General features: G+C 35.5%; 21 protein-coding genes and 8 tRNA genes. 4 read left to right on the top strand and 25 right to left on the bottom strand.

What is annotated here, in order from left to right:
• Positions 1-3 precede the first annotated feature (3 nt).
• The 7 genes from Q5O86_RS02335 to Q5O86_RS02305 form a co-directional block, all read right to left on the bottom strand.
• Positions 4-525 carry a DUF4364 family protein gene (locus Q5O86_RS02335; RefSeq protein ID WP_302625532.1) on the bottom strand — a complete coding sequence of 174 codons (522 nt, stop codon included), beginning with the start codon at positions 523-525 and terminating at the stop codon, positions 4-6.
• Positions 525-1,115: a ribosome biogenesis GTP-binding protein YihA/YsxC gene (gene yihA / locus Q5O86_RS02330; protein ID WP_302625531.1), complete on the bottom strand. Its 591-nt coding sequence runs from the start codon at positions 1,113-1,115 to the stop codon at positions 525-527. Before yihA ends, Q5O86_RS02335 begins: the two co-directional genes overlap by 1 nt.
• Positions 1,116-1,125: 10 nt before the next feature.
• A complete protein-coding gene (gene lon / locus Q5O86_RS02325; protein ID WP_368074726.1) occupies positions 1,126-3,456 on the bottom strand; it encodes an endopeptidase La in 2,331 nt (776 codons plus the stop codon).
• Between the two features lie 19 nt (positions 3,457-3,475).
• The gene (gene clpX, locus Q5O86_RS02320) at positions 3,476-4,762 is read right to left on the bottom strand and encodes an ATP-dependent Clp protease ATP-binding subunit ClpX (protein ID WP_302625530.1); all 1,287 of its coding nucleotides are present in this window, start codon (positions 4,760-4,762) and stop codon (positions 3,476-3,478) included.
• Positions 4,763-4,830: 68 nt separating this feature from the next.
• On the bottom strand, positions 4,831-5,412 hold the full coding sequence (gene clpP / locus Q5O86_RS02315; RefSeq protein WP_302625529.1) for an ATP-dependent Clp endopeptidase proteolytic subunit ClpP: 582 nt from the start codon (positions 5,410-5,412) through the stop codon (positions 4,831-4,833).
• Positions 5,413-5,440: 28 nt separating this feature from the next.
• Positions 5,441-6,721 (bottom strand): trigger factor, encoded by a 1,281-nt coding sequence (gene tig, locus Q5O86_RS02310; RefSeq protein WP_302625528.1) that lies wholly within the window; start codon positions 6,719-6,721, stop codon positions 5,441-5,443.
• Positions 6,722-6,887: 166 nt separating this feature from the next.
• Positions 6,888-7,436, bottom strand: coding sequence for a DJ-1 family glyoxalase III (locus Q5O86_RS02305; RefSeq protein ID WP_302625527.1), 549 nt, complete (start codon positions 7,434-7,436; stop codon positions 6,888-6,890).
• 87 nt (positions 7,437-7,523) lie between these two features.
• Between Q5O86_RS02305 and Q5O86_RS02300 the strand changes: the two genes are divergently transcribed.
• Positions 7,524-7,970 (top strand): CYTH domain-containing protein, encoded by a 447-nt coding sequence (locus Q5O86_RS02300; protein ID WP_302625526.1) that lies wholly within the window; start codon positions 7,524-7,526, stop codon positions 7,968-7,970.
• A gap of 32 nt (positions 7,971-8,002) precedes the next feature.
• Here Q5O86_RS02300 and Q5O86_RS02295 read toward each other — a convergent pair whose 3' ends face one another.
• Positions 8,003-10,078, bottom strand: a complete 2,076-nt coding sequence (locus Q5O86_RS02295; RefSeq protein WP_302625525.1) for a hypothetical protein — start codon at positions 10,076-10,078, stop codon at positions 8,003-8,005.
• 172 nt (positions 10,079-10,250) lie between these two features.
• Positions 10,251-10,330: transfer RNA gene (locus Q5O86_RS02290), tRNA-Leu, on the bottom strand.
• A 266-nt stretch (positions 10,331-10,596) separates the two neighbouring features.
• Between Q5O86_RS02290 and Q5O86_RS02285 the strand changes: the two genes are divergently transcribed.
• Positions 10,597-11,427: a polysaccharide deacetylase family protein gene (locus Q5O86_RS02285; protein ID WP_368074725.1), complete on the top strand. Its 831-nt coding sequence runs from the start codon at positions 10,597-10,599 to the stop codon at positions 11,425-11,427.
• A gap of 116 nt (positions 11,428-11,543) precedes the next feature.
• Here Q5O86_RS02285 and Q5O86_RS02280 read toward each other — a convergent pair whose 3' ends face one another.
• The 15 genes from Q5O86_RS02280 to Q5O86_RS02210 all read right to left on the bottom strand — a co-directional run bounded on the left by Q5O86_RS02280 (position 11,544) and on the right by Q5O86_RS02210 (position 18,055).
• On the bottom strand, positions 11,544-11,900 hold the full coding sequence (locus Q5O86_RS02280) for an MmcQ/YjbR family DNA-binding protein (RefSeq protein WP_302625524.1): 357 nt from the start codon (positions 11,898-11,900) through the stop codon (positions 11,544-11,546).
• Positions 11,901-11,946: 46 nt separating this feature from the next.
• The gene (locus Q5O86_RS02275; RefSeq protein WP_302625523.1) at positions 11,947-12,240 is read right to left on the bottom strand and encodes a hypothetical protein; all 294 of its coding nucleotides are present in this window, start codon (positions 12,238-12,240) and stop codon (positions 11,947-11,949) included.
• A gap of 247 nt (positions 12,241-12,487) precedes the next feature.
• Positions 12,488-12,560 (bottom strand) — tRNA-Lys (locus Q5O86_RS02270).
• 35 nt (positions 12,561-12,595) lie between these two features.
• Positions 12,596-12,667, bottom strand: a tRNA-Gln gene (locus tag Q5O86_RS02265).
• Positions 12,668-12,675: 8 nt separating this feature from the next.
• Positions 12,676-12,749: transfer RNA gene (locus Q5O86_RS02260), tRNA-His, on the bottom strand.
• A gap of 25 nt (positions 12,750-12,774) precedes the next feature.
• A tRNA-Arg gene (locus Q5O86_RS02255) sits at positions 12,775-12,848 on the bottom strand.
• A 26-nt stretch (positions 12,849-12,874) separates the two neighbouring features.
• A tRNA-Gly gene (locus Q5O86_RS02250) sits at positions 12,875-12,945 on the bottom strand.
• Positions 12,946-12,950: 5 nt separating this feature from the next.
• Positions 12,951-13,025, bottom strand: a tRNA-Pro gene (locus Q5O86_RS02245).
• Between the two features lie 113 nt (positions 13,026-13,138).
• A complete protein-coding gene (locus Q5O86_RS02240; RefSeq protein WP_302625522.1) occupies positions 13,139-13,621 on the bottom strand; it encodes a metallophosphoesterase in 483 nt (160 codons plus the stop codon).
• Positions 13,615-14,220: an XTP/dITP diphosphatase gene (locus Q5O86_RS02235; RefSeq protein WP_302625521.1), complete on the bottom strand. Its 606-nt coding sequence runs from the start codon at positions 14,218-14,220 to the stop codon at positions 13,615-13,617. Before Q5O86_RS02235 ends, Q5O86_RS02240 begins: the two co-directional genes overlap by 7 nt.
• A 23-nt stretch (positions 14,221-14,243) precedes the next feature.
• A complete protein-coding gene (locus Q5O86_RS02230) occupies positions 14,244-16,004 on the bottom strand; it encodes a lectin like domain-containing protein (protein WP_302625520.1) in 1,761 nt (586 codons plus the stop codon).
• A 14-nt stretch (positions 16,005-16,018) separates the two neighbouring features.
• Complete coding sequence (locus Q5O86_RS02225) at positions 16,019-17,167, bottom strand: class I SAM-dependent RNA methyltransferase (RefSeq protein ID WP_302625519.1); 1,149 nt, start codon at positions 17,165-17,167, stop codon at positions 16,019-16,021.
• 70 nt (positions 17,168-17,237) lie between these two features.
• Positions 17,238-17,522 (bottom strand): rhodanese-like domain-containing protein, encoded by a 285-nt coding sequence (locus Q5O86_RS02220; RefSeq protein WP_302625518.1) that lies wholly within the window; start codon positions 17,520-17,522, stop codon positions 17,238-17,240.
• A gap of 118 nt (positions 17,523-17,640) precedes the next feature.
• A complete protein-coding gene (locus Q5O86_RS02215; protein WP_302625517.1) occupies positions 17,641-17,814 on the bottom strand; it encodes a hypothetical protein in 174 nt (57 codons plus the stop codon).
• Between the two features lie 167 nt (positions 17,815-17,981).
• Positions 17,982-18,055, bottom strand: a tRNA-Arg gene (locus Q5O86_RS02210).
• A 161-nt stretch (positions 18,056-18,216) separates the two neighbouring features.
• On the opposite strand from Q5O86_RS02210, the gene Q5O86_RS02205 reads away from it, so the two are divergent.
• Together Q5O86_RS02205 and Q5O86_RS02200 are read left to right on the top strand one after the other, a co-directional pair.
• A complete protein-coding gene (locus tag Q5O86_RS02205; protein WP_302625516.1) occupies positions 18,217-18,975 on the top strand; it encodes an ABC transporter ATP-binding protein in 759 nt (252 codons plus the stop codon).
• Complete coding sequence (locus Q5O86_RS02200; RefSeq protein WP_302625515.1) at positions 18,965-20,113, top strand: ABC transporter permease; 1,149 nt, start codon at positions 18,965-18,967, stop codon at positions 20,111-20,113. The genes Q5O86_RS02205 and Q5O86_RS02200 overlap by 11 nt, the downstream gene beginning before the upstream one ends.
• A 78-nt stretch (positions 20,114-20,191) precedes the next feature.
• On the opposite strand, the gene Q5O86_RS02195 is transcribed toward Q5O86_RS02200, so the two are convergent.
• Positions 20,192-21,430 (bottom strand): GH25 family lysozyme, encoded by a 1,239-nt coding sequence (locus tag Q5O86_RS02195; RefSeq protein ID WP_302625514.1) that lies wholly within the window; start codon positions 21,428-21,430, stop codon positions 20,192-20,194.
• Positions 21,431-21,740: the final 310 nt, after the last annotated feature.

Here is a 21,740-nt window from a genome sequence, read left to right as displayed (position 1 = left end):
GATTTATGCCAAATTTTCAAGTACAAACTGATATATTTTCTGGCTGTTATCCTTATCCTCCCAGTTTGCACACATCTTCGAAGCTATCTCCCTGTCCGGTGTTGCAATATTTATTTCAATTAAGGTACTATCCCCCTCTTTTACCTGACAATGTACAATATAATCTCCGTTAGATGCCCTATAATAATCTGAAACAGTTCCTGCCTCATTTCTTAATTCATATTTATTTTCAATCAGAAACATATCCACATCGTCCACAATCTGATTTGGAATTTTATTCTCAAAAAATTTTAGACTTTCTCTTCCCTCCGAAGTCAGGTGATAATAAGATGTATTTCTGTTGATATTTAAAAATACAAATCCATTTTCAATTAAATCATTAATCGAGCGCTGCACTGAAAAATAATTTGTATACTCATTTTCCAAAAAAAATTGTGCAATCTGTGTATTTGTAAGTGGAAAATCTACCTTATTTAACATGTGCATAATTATCAGTTTATATAATGTTTCCGGTTCTAGTGCCATTATGAACTCCTTACTATCTCATCGATTAAATCAAGAATTTCATCCTTTCCCTGTTTTGTCTGTGCCGAAAATGGCAGTATCTGTGTTCCCTGTACTACACCAAGCCCTACTCTTATCATTTTTATATGTTTCTGTATCTGGCTTCGCTTAATCTTGTCTAATTTTGTTGCGATAATAATTGGTTCATAACCATTTGCCAAAATCCATTGATACATATTTACATCATTCGCAGACGGCTCATGCCTGATATCAATCAATAAAAATACTGCTTTTAACATCTCAGAGCTATGGAGATAATTTTCAATCATGACTCCCCATTTTTCTTTCACTTCCTTAGATACACTGGCATAACCATATCCCGGCAAATCTACAAAATACAATTCTTCATTGATATTATAAAAATTAATTGTCTGTGTCTTTCCGGGCTGAGATGATGTTCTCGCCAATGCCTTTCTATTTACAAGACCGTTAATCAGCGAAGATTTTCCTACGTTTGATTTTCCGGCAAAAGCAATTTCCGGCAATTCATTATACGGCAATTTACTTGTAATTCCACATACTGTCTCTAAATTTACATTTTTTATAATCATAATCTATCTCTTATCTTTTCATTGCTTCACAAATTACTTCTTGCATATCACTCACAAAAACAATCTTCATGCCCGATGTTATCTCGTCAGAAATCTCTGATACCATCCGCTCATTCTTTTTCGGAACCAATACTTTTTTGATTCCCGCATTTTTTGCGGCAAGAAGCTTTTCTTTTAATCCGCCAATCGGCATTACATTTCCCCGAAGATTAATCTCTCCTGTCATGGCAACTTTACAACTTACTTTTATTTTTGCCACTGCTGACAATATAGCAGTAGCCATTGTGATACCTGCTGACGGACCATCCTTTGGTACTGCTCCCTCAGGCACATGAATATGTATATCATGTTCGCTGAAAAAGTCTTTTTTCACTCCATAATCCGCAGCAATACTTCTGACATAACTGAGTGCAATCATTGCAGACTCTTTCATCACATCACCCAACTGACCTGTCAACTTTAATTCACCTTTTCCCGGCATTGTATTTACTTCTATCTGAAGTGTCGTTCCTCCAACAGCAGTCCACGCCAGCCCTCTCACAATGCCAATATCATCTTTTTCATTTGCCAAATCAATCTCGTATTTCCTGCGTCCTAAGTATTTTTCTATATTTTTAGAAGTAACCTTAAGATGCTTCTTTCCATTCTGGACAATATCTCTGGCTGCTTTGCGGCAAACTCCTGCAATTTCCCGCTCTAACTGTCGCACTCCTGCCTCTCTTGTATAATACTTTATTATACTATTTATTGCCTCGTCTGTAATAGAAAGCTGGGATTTTTTAATTCCGTTTTTATCGTATGCTTTCTTAATCAAATGATTTTTGGCAATATGAAACTTTTCATTTTCTGTATAACCCTCTACCTCAATGATTTCCATTCTATCAATCAGAGGTTCGGGAATTGTACTCATATCATTGGCTGTAGCAAGAAACAGAACCTTAGACAAATCAATCGGTACTTCTAAATAATTATCCCGAAAAGCTACATTTTGTTCTGAATCCATCACCTCAAGTAATGCAGACGCCGGGTCTCCGTGGAGCCCCCTGCCCATCTTATCAATTTCATCAAATAGTATCAGTGGATTATTACTATCTGCCTGCTTTAAAGCTTTTGCAATTCTTCCCGGCATAGCTCCGACATAAGTTTTTCTATGTCCCCGGATTTCTGACTCATCATCTACCCCGCCTAAACTGATTCTCACATATTTCTTATTCAATGCTTCCGCAATAGAATGTGCAATAGATGTCTTTCCTGTTCCCGGTGGTCCTACCAGACATACAATCGGGCTTGCCCCCTTAGCCTGTGTCAGATTTCTAACCGCAAGAAATTCTAAAATTCTTTCCTTTACCTTTTTTAACTCATAGTGGTCCCTGTCTAAAATTTCCTGAGCATTTTGAATATCCGGATTCTCAACAGTTTCCTTGTTCCAAGGCATCTCCAACATCGTATCTATATATGTTCTGATAACATTTGCCTCGACGGCATTTCCACCTAACGTTTTAAAGCGTGAAAGTTCTTTTGTAAGTTTTTCTTTCACCTCCGCTGATGCATCCAGCTCCTGAATTTGTCTCTCAAACTCATCCGCCTCCGCAAGGAAATCTTCTCCCAATTCTTCTCTGATAACTTGCATCTGTTCACGGAGAATATGTTCTCTCTGGCTTTTATCTAAACGTTCTTTTACCTTTTCGACAATCCCTGCTCTTATCTCTCCGATTTCGTTTTCTCTGGTAAGAAAACTACTCACCGTGCCGAACTTAGCAACGATGTCATCTTCTTCTAAATATTTCTGTTTGACTCTAAAATCCACCTTTACTCTCATTAATATCTGTTCCATCAATGTAGAGAGACTTTTTATCTTCATCAGGCTTCTGATTCCCGATTCTGTCAGTTCATGACTTGTTGCATCATATTTTTTAATTGTATCTTTCAATTCTCTTACAAAGGCTTCCTCTTGATTTTCTGTGAGTTCATTCTCCATCAGTTCAAACTCACGGATTTCACCCTCGAAATATTCTTCCCCCTCAATAATGTCTAATATTTCAGCCTTTGCCCTTGCTTCTACCATCACTCTCGTAATGCCATCAGGCAGTTTATTGAGCTGTTTTATCACTACAACAGTTCCGATTTTATATATACCATCAAAACCCGGTGATGTTTCCACCGGGTCTTTCTGGGCAACGACAAACAGTTTCTGCCCCTGCATCATTGCAGTATTCGCAGCTGCAATGGAAGATTTTCTGCTAATGTCAAAATGAACTGTTGTGCCCGGTAATATCGTCAGTCCTCTCAGGGGAATTACCGGAATTATATAACTTTTCTCTGACATGTACTTTTTTGGCATATCGTCTCCTTAAATTCAATTAAGCTGTTTTTCCACTTTTCTTTTTTGCCGGCGTAGTCTTAGTTCTCACAGAATTATATTTAATTTCTGCGTCCGCAAAGCCGTTGATAACATCCTCGTTGATAATACATTCCTCAATTGTTTCATCGGATGGTGTCTCATACATAATGTCCATCACTGCATTTTCCATAATCGAACGAAGTCCTCTGGCGCCTGTCTTTCTCTCAACTGCCAGCTTCGCAATTGCCTGAATTGCCTCCTGTGTAAATGTAAGTTTTACACCATCCAGCTCAAACAATTTCTTATACTGTTTTACCAGCGCATTCTTTGGTTCTGTTAATATTCTTCCCAACGCTTCCTCATCTAAAAGGTCTAAAGAAACAGTAACCGGAACACGTCCTATAAACTCCGGGATTATGCCAAACTTTGTCAAATCTTGTGGCATAACCTGCTTAAACAGTTCATCCGTCTTTGCCTCTGTCTTCTCGCTGACTTCTGAGTTAAATCCAATAGAGCTCTTATCCAATCTTCTCTCTATGATTTTTTCTAATCCGTCAAAGGCACCTCCACAGATAAATAAAATATTGGTTGTGTTAATCGGAATAAATTCCTGCTGTGGATGCTTTCTGCCTCCCTGTGGCGGCACACTCGCCTCTGTGCCCTCCAATATTTTTAAAAGCGCCTGCTGAACACCTTCTCCCGAAACATCTCTCGTAATAGATACATTTTCAGATTTTTTTGTTATTTTATCAATCTCATCAATATAAACAATTCCATGCTCCGCCTTATAAATATCATAATCTGCTGCCTGTATCAGTTTCAGCAGAATATTTTCTACGTCCTCACCTACATAACCTGCCTCTGTAAGAGTAGTCGCATCGGCAATTGCAAAAGGAACATTCAATATTTTTGCCAGTGTCTGTGCCAGATATGTTTTTCCGGACCCGGTAGGACCTAACAAGAGTATATTAGATTTCTGCAATTCAACATCTAATTCTTTGTCCGCCAGCACACGTTTATAATGGTTATATACGGAAACTGCAAGAACCTTTTTTGCCTCTTCCTGACCTATTACATACTGATCTAAAAATGCTTTTATTTCCTTTGGCTTTAATAAATTAATGCTTTCGTCACTGCCCTCTTCATTTTCATGATACATTTCTTCGACAATGCCTGCGCAAATCTCTACACACTCATCACATATATATACACCTTCCGGCCCCGAGATTAGTCTCCTGGTCTGACTTTCCGGTTTTCCACAAAATGAACAATATATATTTTCATCTACAAACTTTTTATTTGCCATAATAACCTCACTGTTTTGACATAAATCTTCTATTCAAGTTAAGGCACCACAATAGCGGTGCCTTATTCTTATCTTTCTTTGATTACATTGTCAATCAATCCGTATTCTTTTGCTTCATCAGCAGACATCCAGTTATCTCTATCTGTATCTTTCTCTACGACATCCACCGGCTGTCCCGAATTTGCTGCCAAAATTTCATTCAATTTTTTCTTCGTCTTTAAGATATGCTCTGCTGCAATCTGGATTTCAGTGGCTTGTCCCTGAGCGCCGCCTAAAGGCTGATGAATCATTATCTCTGCATTCGGTAATGCATATCTCTTTCCTTTCGCCCCACTAGACAGAAGAAAAGCTCCCATACTGGCTGCCATACCGATACAGGTGGTAGATACGTCACATTTTACAAAATTCATTGTATCATAAATAGCCATACCTGCCGTTACAGAACCACCCGGACTATTGATATACATGTGGATATCCTTTCCCGGGTCTTCCGACTCTAAGAATAACAACTGTGCAACAACTGTCGAAGCCACTGCATCATTTATTTCTTCTCCTAAAAAGATAATTCTATCTTTTAATAATCTTGAGTAAATATCATAAGAACGCTCTCCTCTTGAGTTCTGTTCAATGACATAAGGTATTAATGCCATATTCATACCTCCTATTTTTCATTTATAATTATTTTGCTGCATCAACAACTAACTTTGCTGCCTTTCTGGCACAAATGTCTTTCTTAAGATTTTCCTTATCGACATCAGACAATAACTCTGACACTTTATCTTCTTCCATATTGTATCTCTCAGCCATTCCCTTGATTTCTTCTTTCAGTTCCTCTTCTGTTGCTTCAATATTTTCAGCCTTAACTACCGCTTCTAAAACAAGGCTTGATTCCACTCTTGCCTGTGCCTGCGGTCTCACCTGCTCAGTAATCTGGTCAACTGTTGAACCTGTAAACTGCATATACTGTTCAAAAGAAATTCCCTGCATAGCAATATTCTGCGCAAATTCTTCTACCATCTGCTGTGCCTGAGCCTCAATCATCTTTTCAGGAATATCCATCTCTGAATCTTTCACGATTGCTTCAATTACCTGACTCTCCTTCTCTGATTCAGCATCTTTTACTTTCTTTTCTTCAAGGTTTTTCTTTATATCTGCCTTATATTCTTCTAATGTATCAAATTCTGAAACATCCTGTGCAAAATCATCATCTAATTCAGGATATTCCTTGACCTTAATCTCTTTGATTGTAACTTTAAACATTGCCGGTTTTCCAGCAAGCTCCTCTGCCTGATATTCTTCCGGGAAAGTAACGTTCACTTCAACCTCTTCTCCAACTTTTTTGCCAATAAGCTGTTCTTCAAAGGTATCAATAAAGGAATGTGAACCAATTGTCAAAGGATAATCCTCTCCTTTTCCACCTTCAAATGCAACACCGTCAACAAATCCTTCAAAGTCAATTGTTGTCTGGTCACCATCTTCCACAGCCTTATCATCTGCTGCGACAAGTCTTGCATTCTGCTCTTTGATTTTGTCAAGTTCAGCATTTACTTCTTCCTCTGTAACTGTAGTATCTGCTTTTTCTACTTTAATTCCCTTATACTTTCCAAGCTTTACTTCAGGTTTTGTCGTAACTTCTGCCTCAAAAATAAATGGCTTTCCTTTTTCAATCTGGACTACGTTAATCTCAGGACGTGCAACGATTTCCAACTCGCATTCTTCTGCTGCCTTAGCGTAAGCTTCAGGAATCACTTCGTTGGCTGCATCTTCATAAAATACGGCAGCACCATACATCTTTTCTACCATAGCATATGGCACTTTACCTTTTCTAAATCCTGGAACGTTAAATTTATTCTTATTTTTCTGATAAGCTTTCTGGATAGCCTTATCAAACTCTGAAGCCTCTACCTCGATTGTCAGTTTTGCTGTGTTATTCTCTAACTTTTCTACCTGTAAACTCATTACTTTTCCTCCTTGTTATAAAAACGAGCAAAGTATAACTCATTTAATTCCTTTATCTTATTTCTGCCTTCGGGCATAATTAACCCATGACGCAGAGTAAAATTATAACATAAAAGTATAATCTTGTCACTACCTTTGTACTATTTCACCAACACATCTGTTCTTATCAGTTATATTGTATTGCCTCTGCTACCTGTGCACTGCTTTCCTCATCTACAAGCTGAGAAATCATTTCCAATCCCAGTTCTAATGCCACTCCTAGTCCCTTAGCTGTTATAAATTTATCATCGACAATAACATCACCGCCATATTCTTTACAATTCATCTTATCCGCAAATGTAGGGTAAGAGGTAGCTCTCTTTTCCTTTAATAATCCCAACTGGCCATATATGCTTGGAGCCGCACATATTGCAGCAAGCCATTTTCCCTCACTATCATATTTCACAATCTGTTCTGTAAGAACCTGACAATTAGAAAGATTTTCCGTTCCAACAGCTCCGCCCGGAAGGAAAATGCAATCCCCTTCTTCAAAATCTATTTCGTCTATATTTTTATCTGCAAAGAACTTTATCCCATGTGCGCCTTCTACCATCAGTTCCTCCCTTATAGAAACTGTTACCACATTTAGCTTTTTTGTTCTTCTAAGTAAATCAATTACCATCAACGCTTCAACTTCTTCCACTCCATCTGCCAAAAAACCATAAACTGTCTTCATTTGATACCTCCAAAATTTTAATCGTATTTTATTATACCATATGGGCAAAATATTTGTTATAATAATTGCGAAAGGTAAGGTATTACAATGGAAATAGAAAAAAAATTTTTACCCGGCAATCTACCGGAAGATTTAAACCAATATACGCACCACAAAATCGAGCAGGCCTATTTAAACACCAGTCCGGTGGTACGAATCAGAAAACAGGACGATGAATATTATCTGACCTACAAGGGAGGCGGCATGATGGCAAGAGAGGAATATAATCTGCCGCTCAATGAAAAAAGTTACAATCATCTGTTAAAAAAAGCGGACGGAAATATCATTACCAAAACACGTTTTCTTATCCCAATCAACGATGGAAGCCTTACAGCAGAGCTTGATATTTTTGAGGGTAAGTTTTCCGGCATGGTTCTCATTGAGGTGGAATTTGAGTCTGTAGAACAGGCAGACGCTTTCCAAAAGCCAGACTGGTTTGGTGAGGATGTCACATATGATAAAAAATACCACAATAGTTATCTGTCAAAACTATAAAAATTCCAGTGCTTATTGCACTGGAATTTTTATTAGTTCCAAAACATAATTAAGTTTCTTATATGGTAATAAATATTTGCTCCATTTGGATGAATATATACAGATGTTCCCGGTACAGATTTAAACACAATCGCCATACTGCAAATCACACACCACATGGTACTGAAAAACATAATTCTGTATAACCACTTTCTGACACAGGTATTTTTAATCTTTCTAAACACGAAAAACGCTAAAACTAAAGCCCCTAGTATCATTTCCCATGCAAAATCGCACACATAACGCAAAGAATATCCATACTGCCAGGTTAATGCAACAATAACAATCGGGAAAATAACTACCGGTATAAACCAAATGAGCGCATATTTTAATTTTTCCTTTTTGTTAAACTGTTTTGCCACCTTTGGCGTATACAACAGTGACAACAATGGTAACACCCTAGGAATCATTCCCATTGCATCTTTTGTTGCTACAAAATAATATCCGTTTAAATTTAAGTGGTCAAAATTCTCATGTATAAATGGGAATGTTGTATTTATAACAGGTACTGCCATAAAGAAGTTTACAATAGAAGTCATAACAAGCGCCATGCTTATTTCCGTGGCAGAATAATCATAAATTGTCAATGTATATTGTATTCCAAAATCAAATGGTGAACCGAAACGTGCATAATTGTATGCCATCTGAATCAACCCAAACACAATATATGGTGCAAATGCCATTGCCAGATATTTGATACGTTCACTTACATGCTTTCCTTTTTCTTTATCATTTTGTAAGAGTCCATATATTATCCACACTACCATCACCATAGCATATAATGCACTAACCGCTCTGGACAATACTGCCAGTGACATAAATACGGCTGACCAGAACAACATATGTTTTTTGATTGTTTTCTTTTGGAATATTCCACTATTTACCATAAAATAGAATCCTACTGTAGTAAAACAAAATCCTGATGCCTGAGCAATTTCGTAAAACTGCGGACAAAGGATGTTACACAACATTCCACTTCCAAAAACAATTAATATCATTCCAAGTAACGTCAAATTGCATGGAGTTTTTCTAAACCAATTTTTTATAACACTCAGATACGCCAAACATAAAAACAGGGTTCCGATTACATTAAATAAAATAACTGCCAATGGTGCAGAAAAATAATATCCCGTTATCATATGATATGGTAAAAATACTGTAATTACAGGTCCTATTCCATAGTAAGAATAATATTTCCCATTGTGAAGCAGGTGGTCCCACTTATAAGGAACCGACAATCCCATTCGCTGACTCCAGTCATAAGGATTTTCTAATTCCAAAAGTTCCTGGGGAACCTCATCTGTTAAAGAGACTTGTCCTTTCTCAAATGCATCGACCAGCTCCTGTGTCATTTGATTTCCTGATGTATTCGTAAAAAGGTCTGTTTTTCCAACAAACATATACATAATAGCTACCTGCATTAACAACATTACCGTAATCATTGCAAAGGTCACATACCTATGGCTTCTCTTGTTCTGATTATAATTCTCTTTCAGTGCAGGATATTTAACAAATATGTATATTAAGATTATCAGTACATACAAAAACAGAAATCTTATAAAAGAAAACCGAAATGGAATTTTATCATTTACATCTACACCGTTTATTATAAATTTTTCTCCCACTTTACTTGTAAGTGTGAGGTTTATCTCATACACGTCTCCAAAATAACTTCCCGTAATATACTGTGTTCTGGTATCTCCCGGTACTATTTGTACTGTTTTATCACTATGTCTTTTTCCCTGACTATATCCCTGGGATGAATAGTTCATTTCTCCCACGATTTCCTGAAAATTTTCATCTGCTCTGTCTATATCAAAGCGCAATGTCTTTACTCTTTTATTTATCTGAAAAGTTAGTGTTGGATTATTGGTTGTCGCAACATATTCACTGCCATTATATTCCAAGCCTCCTGTCTGGATATTTTCCATAGAAATAAATGTTTTCTCATAATTTCCACCAATTAAGACAAAACTCTTATAATTAAATAGGAAAATTTCCATTACAATACAGACAGCCAATGTTATCAATGCAAATTTCTTAAATTTAGATAAAATTTCCTTATTCATGAGATTTTTCTCCATTCCACAGTTTTCTAAATCCTGCCACATAAAATATCTTTTTTTGACAGGTAAAGAAATTATAACACATTGATATCAAAATTAATATAGATTCTTAGTAACTTAAAAACTTTATTTTTCCTCACAAAAAAAAAGATGTTCTCTCGAACATCTTTTTTTATGCGGGTGACAGGACTTGAACCTGCACGGTCTCCCACTAGAACCTAAATCTAGCGCGTCTGCCAATTCCGCCACACCCGCAGAAAACCTTTTAAGTGAAAAGTTTTTACACAACCGTGCCAGATTTTTATTTTTCACTAAAAATTTAGCACATCTTGAAGTATAATATCACGCATCTAAAGGGATTGCAAGCAATTTTTTTTCACACATTACAACCCGACGTTAAATCCAAAAGCCTCTTAAAATACAATTATTCAATTCCTTTCATGAACTATTAATTATGAGGAATAAAAAATGTTTATCCTCTGTATAATGAAATAAAACCAATTTATATAAGGGATTTTATAGTGACACAGAAAGACGGTGAAATCAAAATAAAAAAAGGGAAATACATAAAAAAATGTATGTTTACATTATCAATCTTTGTGGCTGCATTCTTTATAGGAAGAAGTGCAGGCGCCTTAATAGAACAGGCAGCACCTGTCTCCAATGTAATAAAGAGTGGGGAAAATTGGGGACTTGGATTTGGAGAATCAGGAAGTCAGCCGTCAGGTACAGAATCCGCAGAGGTTATGAAGAAGTATGGTGCATATTATGTGGGAGATGCAAAGAAAAAAGTCTTGTATCTGACATTTGACTGCGGATATGAAAATGGAAATACTCCAGCGATATTAAAAGCATTAAAAAAACATAATGTAAAAGCAACATTTTTTGTAGTTGGACATTTTTTAAAAGAAAACAATGACTTAATAAAGCAGATAGTGAAAGAGGGACATACAATAGGAAATCATACATACAATCATCCAAATATAATTGGTATGAACAAAGAAAAATTCGAAAGTGAATTAATGCAGGTAGAGGATTTATATAAAGAGATAACCGGTAAAGAAATGACAAAGTATTACAGACCGCCTCAGGGAAAATATAATGTAGAAAATTTACAAATGGCTCAGGCAAAAGGTTATAAAACATTTTACTGGAGCCTTGCTTATGTAGACTGGAATGTAGATGCACAACCGACCAAAGAAGAAGCATTTGAAAAGTTATTGTCAAGAGTTCATCCCGGAGCAATTGTCTTATTACATAACACCTCCAAAACTAATGGAGAAATCCTTGACGAACTACTCGGCAAATGGGAAGAAATGGGATATAGTTTTGGAAAACTCGGAGATTTGTAATAATCAGTGACACATATAAACTAAATTGAGGTGGTGTTACCCCGCACCGCATAGTGACACCACCTCTCTAAAACATAAACTTTTCCCTTTATCCTATATATTATTTACTCAAAGTTTTAATTTGTCAGCTCATAACTTGCATCAAGTAAACTAAAAATTTCTGCATCTTTTACCGTTCCATCTAAAATCACCGTGAGCCAATGTTCTTTATTCATATGATAGGCAGGACAAAACCCTTTTTGTAGAGAAAGAGAAGATACCATCTCCGGCTCACATTTAATATTGAGTACATCAATAATCTCCTCTCCTTCTAATCCTACCCGTTTTTTTTGTACATTCATGATAATTGCATACCATTTTCTATTATGGCTATGCCTTAAAACTTCATTGTTTGGGGATTTAGCCCATAGCCTTTCAGCTTTTGTATTATACTTGTCCTCTACATATCTTCGTATCGCTTCTCTGTCAACCATTGTGGCACCCCTTTAACAATCCCGACTACTAACTGTTCTAATAAATTTAACCTTGCAAACCACTAGACTGACGAATCATATCCTCTACAACTATATCATAGATTTCTCCAATCGAATTACAATATTCAAGCACTTTCCATGGCTCATTTGTATGAAAATGAATCTTTATTAAATCCTCATCACCTGCCGCAATTAAGGAGTTACCCTCTATATGATTTGTTATATAATCTGCTATTTTATCTTCATCTAAATCCTCAGTTCTTCTATCTATCAAAAGCTGCGTATCGTAACGATATGCAAACTGGTCCTCTTCCACATCAATGCTATTTATCTTTTCCATAGATACCTCCAAATTTTAATTTAATACGCTTATTATACCAAACACCAATATAATTTTCTATCACTTATACACTCCTGGCATAACAACTTTCCAATTATTTTTACCATTATACATAAAAAACCATATTCATTACTTGTCGTAATAAACACAATTACTTTTTATAAATATAATAAAAATATCCATCCACTTATAACCGGTCTATCCTTACATCAAAAAAAGAAACAATTTACATTGTTTCCTTTTTAAGTGAGCCACTGGGGAATCGAACCCCAGACAACTTGATTAAAAGTCAAGTGCTCTACCATCTGAGCTAGTGGCCCATATTAAATTTTATGAGTTTTTACCAACCCATGAACTGGGCTAGCTGGATTCGAACCAGCGAATGCAGGAGTCAAAGTCCTGTGCCTTACCGCTTGGCGATAGCCCATTGTGTAAGGTGGCTAGAGGGATTCGAACCCTCGGCCTCCAGAGCCACAATCTGGCGCGCTAACCAACTGCGCTATAGCCACCATGCCTCTGGTTAAATCCAGAAAGTGTGCCCGAAGGGATTCGAACCCCCGACCCACGGCTTAGAAGGCCGTTGCTCTATCCAGCTGAGCTACGGACACAAGCTATACATCATAATCAATGTAGAAGCGGGTGATGGGAATCGAACCCACATATCCAGCTTGGAAGGCTGGTGTTCTACCACTGAACTACACCCGCATATATCGGGGTGACAGGATTCGAACCTGCGACCTCCTGATCCCAAATCAGGCGCTCTAGCCAAGCTGAGCCACACCCCGTATTCGCGTTTCTTATTTTTCACAGCGCAAGAATTATTATAAGAGAAGACCCATAAATTGTCAAGCATTTTTTCAAAAAATAATTTTTTATTTTTTTCTCATCCAATTTTCCTTCATACATACTGGATTCTTATATCTGTTTTCCCATTCTCATCAACCTTCATAACAGCATATGTCGGCTTAAAATTTAATTGCCTAGGTCTGGATACACTCCCGGGATTTACAACAATAATCTTGCCATACACAGAGTTGTCCGGCACATGGGTATGTCCATACATTGCAATATTACACCCATGTTCTTCCGCCGCCATACTTAATCCCTGGATGCCAAAATCTACGCCATAATTATGTCCATGTGTAATAAAAATCTTATTCCCGCCAAATTCTATGACATCTGAACTGGGATTTTTAGAGTAATAATCACAATTTCCCCTGACTTTTTTAATCTCACAGTCAAATACATTTTTTAATTGCTCATCCTGTCCAATTAAATCACCTAAATGTATCACCAGATTGATATCTTTTTCTTTTATGGCAATTTTTTTTACATTATTTAAATTTCCATGAGAGTCACTTATAATTATTGCTTTTAACATTCGCGCTCCAACCTCGTCCTTAAAATCTCTTTCATCTGTTCTAACGCTTTTCCTCTATGACTAATACTATTCTTCAGCTCAGGCGCCATTTCGCCTGTTGTCATCTCATATTCCGGCACATAAACAATAGGGTCATAACCGAATCCGTTTGTCCCCCTCTGTTCCAATGCAATAACACCCTCTATCGTACCTTTACATGTCAAAACATCCCCATTTGGAAAAGCTGCCGCCATAGCGCACACAAATCTCGCACTCCGCTCTTTTCCCTTTACATTTTTTAATTTGTCAATAATATAATTATTTTTTATATCATAAGAAGTATCTTCTCCTAAAAATCTTGCTGAGTAAATTCCCGGCGCGCCATCCAAATAATCTACTTCCAATCCCGAGTCATCTGCAATAGCAATCTCACCGGTCATCTCCATTATAGTTCTTGCCTTTATAATAGCATTCTCCTCAAACGTAGTACCATTTTCCACGATATCTACATCGATTCCCGCTTCCTTCATGGTGACGAGTTCAACATCAAAATCCTCCATCATCATGTTCACTTCCTTAACTTTATTTTTGTTTGTCGTAGCAAAAATAATTCTTTTCATCTGTTCCTCTCCTTTTCCTTACGTTAATTACTAGTATAGGCTTTCAGACAAATATTGCAATCATGGTTTTCAGAAGACTGCCATCTGCTGCCCGTAGAACTAAAATAACCTTCCCCATCCGATAAATCTACATTATAACTGTTGTTACTTCCATTCATCTCTACCGGAATCAACTTAAAAAAATCATTCTTTTTAGGATTGCTTATTTTGACCGTAACACTAAATTTTTTCCCTTTTCTGATAAAATAGTCCTTATCTAATTTTATAGTGTAATATCCCTTATTTTTTAACTTTCCTGCCGCTGCCGTATGGGTTCTCTCGCTGAGAGAGGTCTCTCCCTGAAATTCATTGTCAATAAAAACTTCATATTTCACCCCTGGCATGACACCATAAAATCCAACTGCTCTCAGTTTTTCATCCTTTTCAGCCTCAAAAACGTTTGCAAAATAAACGGTGCTCTCACCTTCAAAACCCATAGAGCCTGTCCAACCGCAGATATCACTCTGATAAATATTATCATAATTATCTACATCTTCAATATCTGTATAACAGACATTACTTGTGCCGATTCTATCATCATAATAAGATACATAAAAAGTACCATTATATCCAAAATCCTCGCCCCAACTGTTCATACAGATAAATGCGCCATCTCCTTCAATGCTGTCATCATTAAACAGTTCTCTTGAAAAATTATCATCCCATCCAATGATGACTACATCATGATTGGGATTCCTTTTTCCTTTATAACAATATGCATATTCACTATCATTGTAATAAACGGATTTAGATTTCGAATTATTCAGGGACATATACATCGAACTTTCTACACCACCGTATTTATAGACCATCTCCTTTATCTGTTCATAATCTTTTTCCGGTATAATCTCCGCTCCCTGTACATGTTTGACACACTTTAATTTCTCTTGCTTTTTTGTACTGCCATACGGGTCATCTTTCTCTAATACAGGACCATTCCATGCCATAAGATATGCCATAGACATAATATAATCACCACCGTCCCGAATTTCCCCGGATAAATCATTGCTCCGCACCAGATTATTTTCGGAGAAGTCAAATTGTTCTTCCGGCATAAGAGATGTCTCCAATGCAGTCAGTGTTGCAAAAGCCCAACAAGTTCCATAATTTCCCTGATTTTTGACACCTACAGCACGTTTCTTATCTATATAACTATACCTCTCAGGCAAATACGATTTTGATGCCACTTTACTGATAAGAGTTGCTGTATTTCTACTGCTGTCCCAATTGTAATCATAATTAAAACATTTAATAAAAATCGTAGACGGTATAAAAATAGTACCATCTTTTTCGACCACCTTATCTTCTAATTTATATTCGTTATCATTAAAAGTTAATCTCTTTTTATCAAGATATAAAACAGCAATACTACTTCCCTTCTCAATAACAATTTTCTTTTTATCATAAACATTTGCAGCACAATCAAATGCTTCCGTTACAATATTGAGTGGTATCATTAAGTTCATATTTTCGCTCATATACATTTTTTCACTAATAGATTTAATTTGTTCTCTATCTACAAATAAATTTATTCCATTACTATTTGCACTTTTCGCCATAACTCTGTTCCAAATGCCGGACTCTGGAGACATTTCTATCTTTTCTTTGTCTATCCCTAATGACTTTTTCTCAGAAATTAAACCTTTTTGTACACTTTGACCTGAGAAAATAATACTAAGACCAATAGCCAAAACAATAACTGCCACGAACGGAAAGCAAATCAGTATTATTCTTTTAACTCTCATGAACAACCTCTTACTTAATTCTGTCTTTTGGGTGGTTTGGGACCCATAAACTGATAAAAATAGGTCTTCAACATACCATTATATATCTTGCGGTTTTTTGTTGCCTTTATTCCCATATCCTTTTCTGCATCTTCATACGATGTAATTACAAAGGCAGACCATGCATCCAAAGCCTTATATCTTTCGCCAAGCGTTCTGTATAACGGCTTTAACGCTTCTTTCTCTTCTAATCTTTCTCCATATGGAGGATTTGTTATAATAAAACCATATTTCTTGCTATGGCTCAACTGCTCAACAGGTCTTGTCTGAAAATGTATCAGATGTTCGACCCCCGCATTTTTTGCATTTTTTCTTGAAAACTCTATCATCTGGCCATCAATATCATAACCTTGAATATCAGTCTCGATATCCTCATCTATCATGTCATTTGCTTCATTTATCGTCTGATACCACATCTTTTTATCAATAATGTTTGTCCAATTTTCTGCCGTAAATTCACGGTTCATTCCCGGTGCTATATTCGCCGCTATCATTGCGGCTTCAATCGGAAAGGTTCCACAACCACAAAATGGGTCTACAAATATTCTGTCTTTTCTCCATGGCGTCAACATAATAAGTGCAGCAGCCAGAGTTTCCGATATTGGAGCTTTTGCCGTATAATACCGATACCCTCTTTTGTGAAGGGACTCTCCTGTTGTATCTAGTGCAATAACCGCTTCATCCTTATAAAAAAACACTCTAATAGGATACTCTGCACCATCTTCATCAAACCAATTCGTTTTATATCTTATTTTTAAATTCTCTACAATAGCCTTTTTCACAATTCTTTGAATATCGGAAGGACTAAACAACTTACTTTTTACTGTACTTGCTTTTTTTACCCAGAATTTTCCATTCTTAGGTATATAATTTTCCCATTCAAGAGCCTTGACCGCCTCAAAAAGCTCATCATAAGTTGTAGCCCTGACTCTTCCAACCTGTATCATCACACGCTCCGCTGTCCTCAAAAAAACATTTGCCCTGCATACAGCCAATGCATCTCCAATAAAAGTAATTCTTCCGTCCTCTACTCTTTCGATTTCATAGCCCAAATCTATAATTTCTTTTTTCAAAACTGCCTCCACACCAAAATGACACGGGGCAATCAAATATAATTTTTCCATGAACTTATCACCAATTTTTTTCTTTCTATTTTATCTATTTAATGATAATCTCATAAAAAAACAATGTCAACTACATTCTATATCCACCGACCACAGCCATTACCTTATAGCCCTTAGAAGCCATCTCATTTGCCAATCGAAAACTTAAACTTCCCCTTCTGCAATAAAGAATCCACACACTATCCTTTTTATTAAAACTATCTATCTTTTGGATATCGGCATCCGGAATATTAATCGCATTTTCCACATGGCTCTGGTCAAATTCACTTCTACTGCGCAAATCTACAACAATATATCCATTTTCCATAGCCATATCTTTGGCCTTATCCAAAGATATCATTTCAAATCTGTTCATAATCTTTTCTCATCTTTTTCTTTTAGTTTATTCATTACCTTATTTAAAGTGAAAAAGATTTTATAGAATCTCAAAAAAGCCTCACAACCTACAAGAGGTTATGAGGCTTACATCAAAACTATCTACAATCTGTACTGTCAGTTGTGCTATTCTTTGATGTGCTGTTCTTTGATGTGCTATTTTTTGAAGTACTGTTTTTTGATGTGCTGTTTTTTGATGTACTATTCTGTGCATCTGTCATGTTACTGTAATCAGTTGCTTCATTCTTTGAATTTGAATAATTCTTTGACATAACTACCTCCTAAAAATGTTTGTTTTGTCACATCAGTAGTATGTTTCAAAAAATATTTTTTATTCATAAAAAAGTTTATTCCCAAACTCTTTCGCAAAGTATTTTTATTATTAAGAAAATTTTTATATAATAAAAAACAGTCTCTTATCAAATAAAAGACTGTTTACCGTGCGTGAAAGGATTCGAACCCTCGACCTTCTGGTCCGTAGCCAGACGCTCTATCCAGCTGAGCTACACGCACATTCACAATATTAATTTTTTGCGACTTTGTATATTTTACACCACTAAAGTTTATCTGTCAATTCTTTTTTAATATTATCCTACATAACCGCAACATTGTCTTAATTTCAATTTTACTGTATACTTATATTTGATTATTTTTTAGAGAAAGGAAAAATTACCATGTTAAAAATTAACAGTTTAAAAAAGAAATTTGTCAGGTATAATTCCAAAAAGAAAAAAGAAGAATTTTATGCTGATAACGATATCTCTTTTGAAGCAAAAGAAGGTGAAATCGTAGGGATATTAGGTCCAAATGGTGCGGGAAAAACTACTTTATTAAGAATGATTGGCGGAATTTTAGAGCCGACAGATGGAACCATTGATTTTGACGGTCTAAACTACAAAGACAACGAAATTGAAATAAAGAAAAATATAGCCTACTTATCCGGCAATACAAAAATATACAATTCTCTGTCCACTTATGAATTACTCAAAATGTGCTGTGATTTTTATGCCGTCGACAAGGTACAGGCAGAAGAAAGAATCCAGGAGGTTTCAAATGTATTAAATATGAAAGAATTTTTACATAACAAAATTGCAAATCTTTCAACCGGCCAGACACAGAGAGTTAATATTGCCAGATGTCTTATACATAATCCCAAATACTATATCTTAGATGAAGCCACCAGCGGTCTGGATATTATCTCAAGCCAGATTATATTAAATTTTATGAAAAGCGAAAAACAAAAAGGTAAAACAATTTTGTATTCTACCCACTATATGGAAGAGGCAGAAAACATTTGTGATAATGTAGTAATGATTAATAATGGTTCTATCATAAAAGAGGGTTCTCCTTCACAGATAAAGAAAGATACGAATACAACAAATTTGCGAGATGCCTTTTTTACATTGATTGGAGGTGTATCTAATGAAAAATAATATTGGAAAAATTTTGAAAAAGGAACTTAGAGAAACATTCCGTGATAAAAAATCCCTTGCGATGATGCTGCTCATGCCTATCATGATACCATTGCTTGTTTTTGGAATGTCTGCGCTATTCGAAGCTCAAATTAACAAGCCTGTCACCGACTATAACAAAATTGGTTTTAATTATGAAATGAGTGATACAGAAAAAGACATTGCCAAAAAGCTAAATATCGACATAGTAAATTCTGAAACAGATGATTTAAAGAACAAATATGAAAATGATGAAATTGATTTATATATTACAAAGGAAGGCAATACATATACAATAAACGGTGACGATGACGAGACAACAAATTATGCTTCCTCTCTGGTTGAATCATACTTTACAGCTTACAAGGAATACATACAAAATCAATATTTATCTGAAAGAAACATTCCTGCAGGCGAAGTTGTCAATATTATTACTGTAGAAAAAAATATTTCTTCCGATGAAACTTTCTTTGGGAGCTATATCATTAACTATTCTTTTTTATTTATTATTATGGCAATAGCGATTTCTGCAATGTACCCGGCAACAGATGCCACAGCCGGAGAAAAAGAAAGAGGAACGCTTGAAACACTACTCACTTTCCCAATTAAAAGTAAAGATATTATTATCGGAAAATATTTAAGCATCACCCTATCCTCTGTTATTACCGGCATACTCAGTCTGATTCTAACAGTTGTATCACTTGCCATATCGAACAACATATTTGAAATATACAAAGATAGCAATTTAATTCCTTCTACTATAAGCTTAATATTTGCTGCTATAGTGATTATTGCATTTTCATTTTTAATAAGCGGTTTATGCATTGCAATTGCAAGCAAATGTAAAACATTTAAAGAGGCGCAAAGTGCACTCACTCCATTGATGTTTGTATCCTTTTTCCCTGGAATGATTGCCTTTATGATTGACATTGCCCCTAGTCCACTGTTATCACTTGTGCCATTCCTGAATTTTACATTGCTATTTACTGACATAACAAGCGGACATGTAGATTATCTAAACATCATCTTGATGCTATTCTCTACTCTTGTTGTTATTGCAATCGTCTTAGCAATTATCATTAAACAATACAAATCGGAAAAAGTATTATTTTCAAATTAATACTTGATGCAAATAAAAAACAACCCGTTCACAGTGACGGGTTGTTTTTTATTCTTCGTTTCCAAATACTTCTTACTTTTATTTAAACATAATTTGAACATTCATATCTACTGCACCTTGAATCCCATTTATGCGACCATTATCAGAATACTGCCAAAGTTGAACATTTGGTATTCCTCCATTATTAAACTTTTCAGGATTTCCTGTCCACCTTGCCAGCCATATTCCATACTTAGAAACCTTCTTATAGTCAACAGATTTCTTTAAAAAATCCAGATAAGAATATACACATGTATCATATCCTTTTTTTTCGAGATAATTGCAATATGTAGAAATAATTTTTGTATTCGACTTCTTATATTTCTTTTTATTACGATAAGGATTCTCAAAATCAAATACAACCGGATAATCAAATTTCGTATACTTCTCTAATAACTTTGCTGTAAATTTTGCTTCGTTTTTTGCCTCCTTTGTATTATCTGCATAACTATATAAATAAAAACCAACCTTAATTCCATATTTCCTAGCCTGTTTATAATTATAGTCCAGCTTGCTGTCAACAACCCCGCCCTTTCTTGTTCCATATCCTAACCTAATAATAGCAAAAGTTACCCCTGATTTTTTTACCTTCTTCCAATTAATTTTTCCATTGTGATAGGATACATCTATTCCTTTGACTTGTGTCACCTCTAATGCCATAACCGGCAGACTTTCATAAATCTCACCGTCTACAATTTCATAAACAACTATCTTATAACTATATTTTAAACCTTTTTCAATGCTATAATCCTCATAAAATCCTGAACTATTATTCATACTTGATAAAAGTTCCCAATGAATATTGTCCTTACTTCTGTAAATATAATACCCGGACGCAAAAGAGTTTTTATTCCAAGATATAAGATTATGGTCAGAATAAGAGACAACCGTCGCTCCACTCACTGAATAAGGCAGTGCAAGACATGCATCACTCCCTTTACTTTTATCAAAATATACTTTCTTTCCATTTTTTAAATTATATGGTCTGATTTTATATCTATAAACTTCTCCTGTTCCAATATCTGTATCAGTATATTTTTTAGATTTTGTAGAATCTATTTTTGCGTATTTACTGTCATCTACACTCCTATAAATCATATATCCATCATATTTTCTTGATGAAGACCACTTTATTACAATTCCTGTTTTAGAATTATATATCTTTGTAATAGTTGTATTACCTGCCGCTGCATATACATTCTGAAACGAACATACACAAAAAATAAATAACGAAATAAAAATTGCAAATATTATTGAAAAATTATTTTTTAATCTCATACACTCTTTCCTCTTATCGTATTTTTATCTATAGAATATGAAACGAATCAAGCGTTTCATATTTGTACTTTACCAGTTCCTTACCATTCCAAAAGCTATAACTTTGTATTTATAGTCTTTTAATTTTAACTATAAAATGTCATGTAATATTAAGAAAAATGAACTTTCTCTGCTTTTTTAATTTTCTATATAAAAAAAGGTATCCTAACGAATACCTTTTTTACTGCTTTTACTGCCGGCGACCGGAATCGAACCGGTACTGTGTTGCCACAACAGGATTTTAAGTCCTGCGCGTCTGCCAGTTCCGCCA

It is taken from the genome of uncultured Eubacterium sp., from assembly GCF_937958975.1.
Taxonomy (GTDB): Bacteria; Bacillota; Clostridia; order Lachnospirales; family Lachnospiraceae; genus Eubacterium_G.
This window is presented reverse-complemented; position numbering and strand designations above follow the sequence as displayed.

Coding starts and splice junctions, on each gene's coding strand:
- Q5O86_RS02335 (WP_302625532.1), bottom strand. CDS start 525: ATGGCACTAGAACCGGAAACATTATATAAACTGATAATTATGCACATG.
- yihA (WP_302625531.1), bottom strand. CDS start 1,115: ATGATTATAAAAAATGTAAATTTAGAGACAGTATGTGGAATTACAAGT.
- lon (WP_368074726.1), bottom strand. CDS start 3,456: ATGCCAAAAAAGTACATGTCAGAGAAAAGTTATATAATTCCGGTAATT.
- clpX (WP_302625530.1), bottom strand. CDS start 4,762: ATGGCAAATAAAAAGTTTGTAGATGAAAATATATATTGTTCATTTTGT.
- clpP (WP_302625529.1), bottom strand. CDS start 5,412: ATGGCATTAATACCTTATGTCATTGAACAGAACTCAAGAGGAGAGCGT.
- tig (WP_302625528.1), bottom strand. CDS start 6,721: ATGAGTTTACAGGTAGAAAAGTTAGAGAATAACACAGCAAAACTGACA.
- Q5O86_RS02305 (WP_302625527.1), bottom strand. CDS start 7,436: ATGAAGACAGTTTATGGTTTTTTGGCAGATGGAGTGGAAGAAGTTGAA.
- Q5O86_RS02300 (WP_302625526.1), top strand. CDS start 7,524: ATGGAAATAGAAAAAAAATTTTTACCCGGCAATCTACCGGAAGATTTA.
- Q5O86_RS02295 (WP_302625525.1), bottom strand. CDS start 10,078: ATGAATAAGGAAATTTTATCTAAATTTAAGAAATTTGCATTGATAACA.
- Q5O86_RS02280 (WP_302625524.1), bottom strand. CDS start 11,900: ATGGTTGACAGAGAAGCGATACGAAGATATGTAGAGGACAAGTATAAT.
- Q5O86_RS02275 (WP_302625523.1), bottom strand. CDS start 12,240: ATGGAAAAGATAAATAGCATTGATGTGGAAGAGGACCAGTTTGCATAT.
- Q5O86_RS02240 (WP_302625522.1), bottom strand. CDS start 13,621: ATGTTAAAAGCAATAATTATAAGTGACTCTCATGGAAATTTAAATAAT.
- Q5O86_RS02235 (WP_302625521.1), bottom strand. CDS start 14,220: ATGAAAAGAATTATTTTTGCTACGACAAACAAAAATAAAGTTAAGGAA.
- Q5O86_RS02230 (WP_302625520.1), bottom strand. CDS start 16,004: ATGAGAGTTAAAAGAATAATACTGATTTGCTTTCCGTTCGTGGCAGTT.
- Q5O86_RS02225 (WP_302625519.1), bottom strand. CDS start 17,167: ATGGAAAAATTATATTTGATTGCCCCGTGTCATTTTGGTGTGGAGGCA.
- Q5O86_RS02220 (WP_302625518.1), bottom strand. CDS start 17,522: ATGAACAGATTTGAAATGATATCTTTGGATAAGGCCAAAGATATGGCT.
- Q5O86_RS02215 (WP_302625517.1), bottom strand. CDS start 17,814: ATGTCAAAGAATTATTCAAATTCAAAGAATGAAGCAACTGATTACAGT.
- Q5O86_RS02205 (WP_302625516.1), top strand. CDS start 18,217: ATGTTAAAAATTAACAGTTTAAAAAAGAAATTTGTCAGGTATAATTCC.
- Q5O86_RS02200 (WP_302625515.1), top strand. CDS start 18,965: ATGAAAAATAATATTGGAAAAATTTTGAAAAAGGAACTTAGAGAAACA.
- Q5O86_RS02195 (WP_302625514.1), bottom strand. CDS start 21,430: ATGAGATTAAAAAATAATTTTTCAATAATATTTGCAATTTTTATTTCG.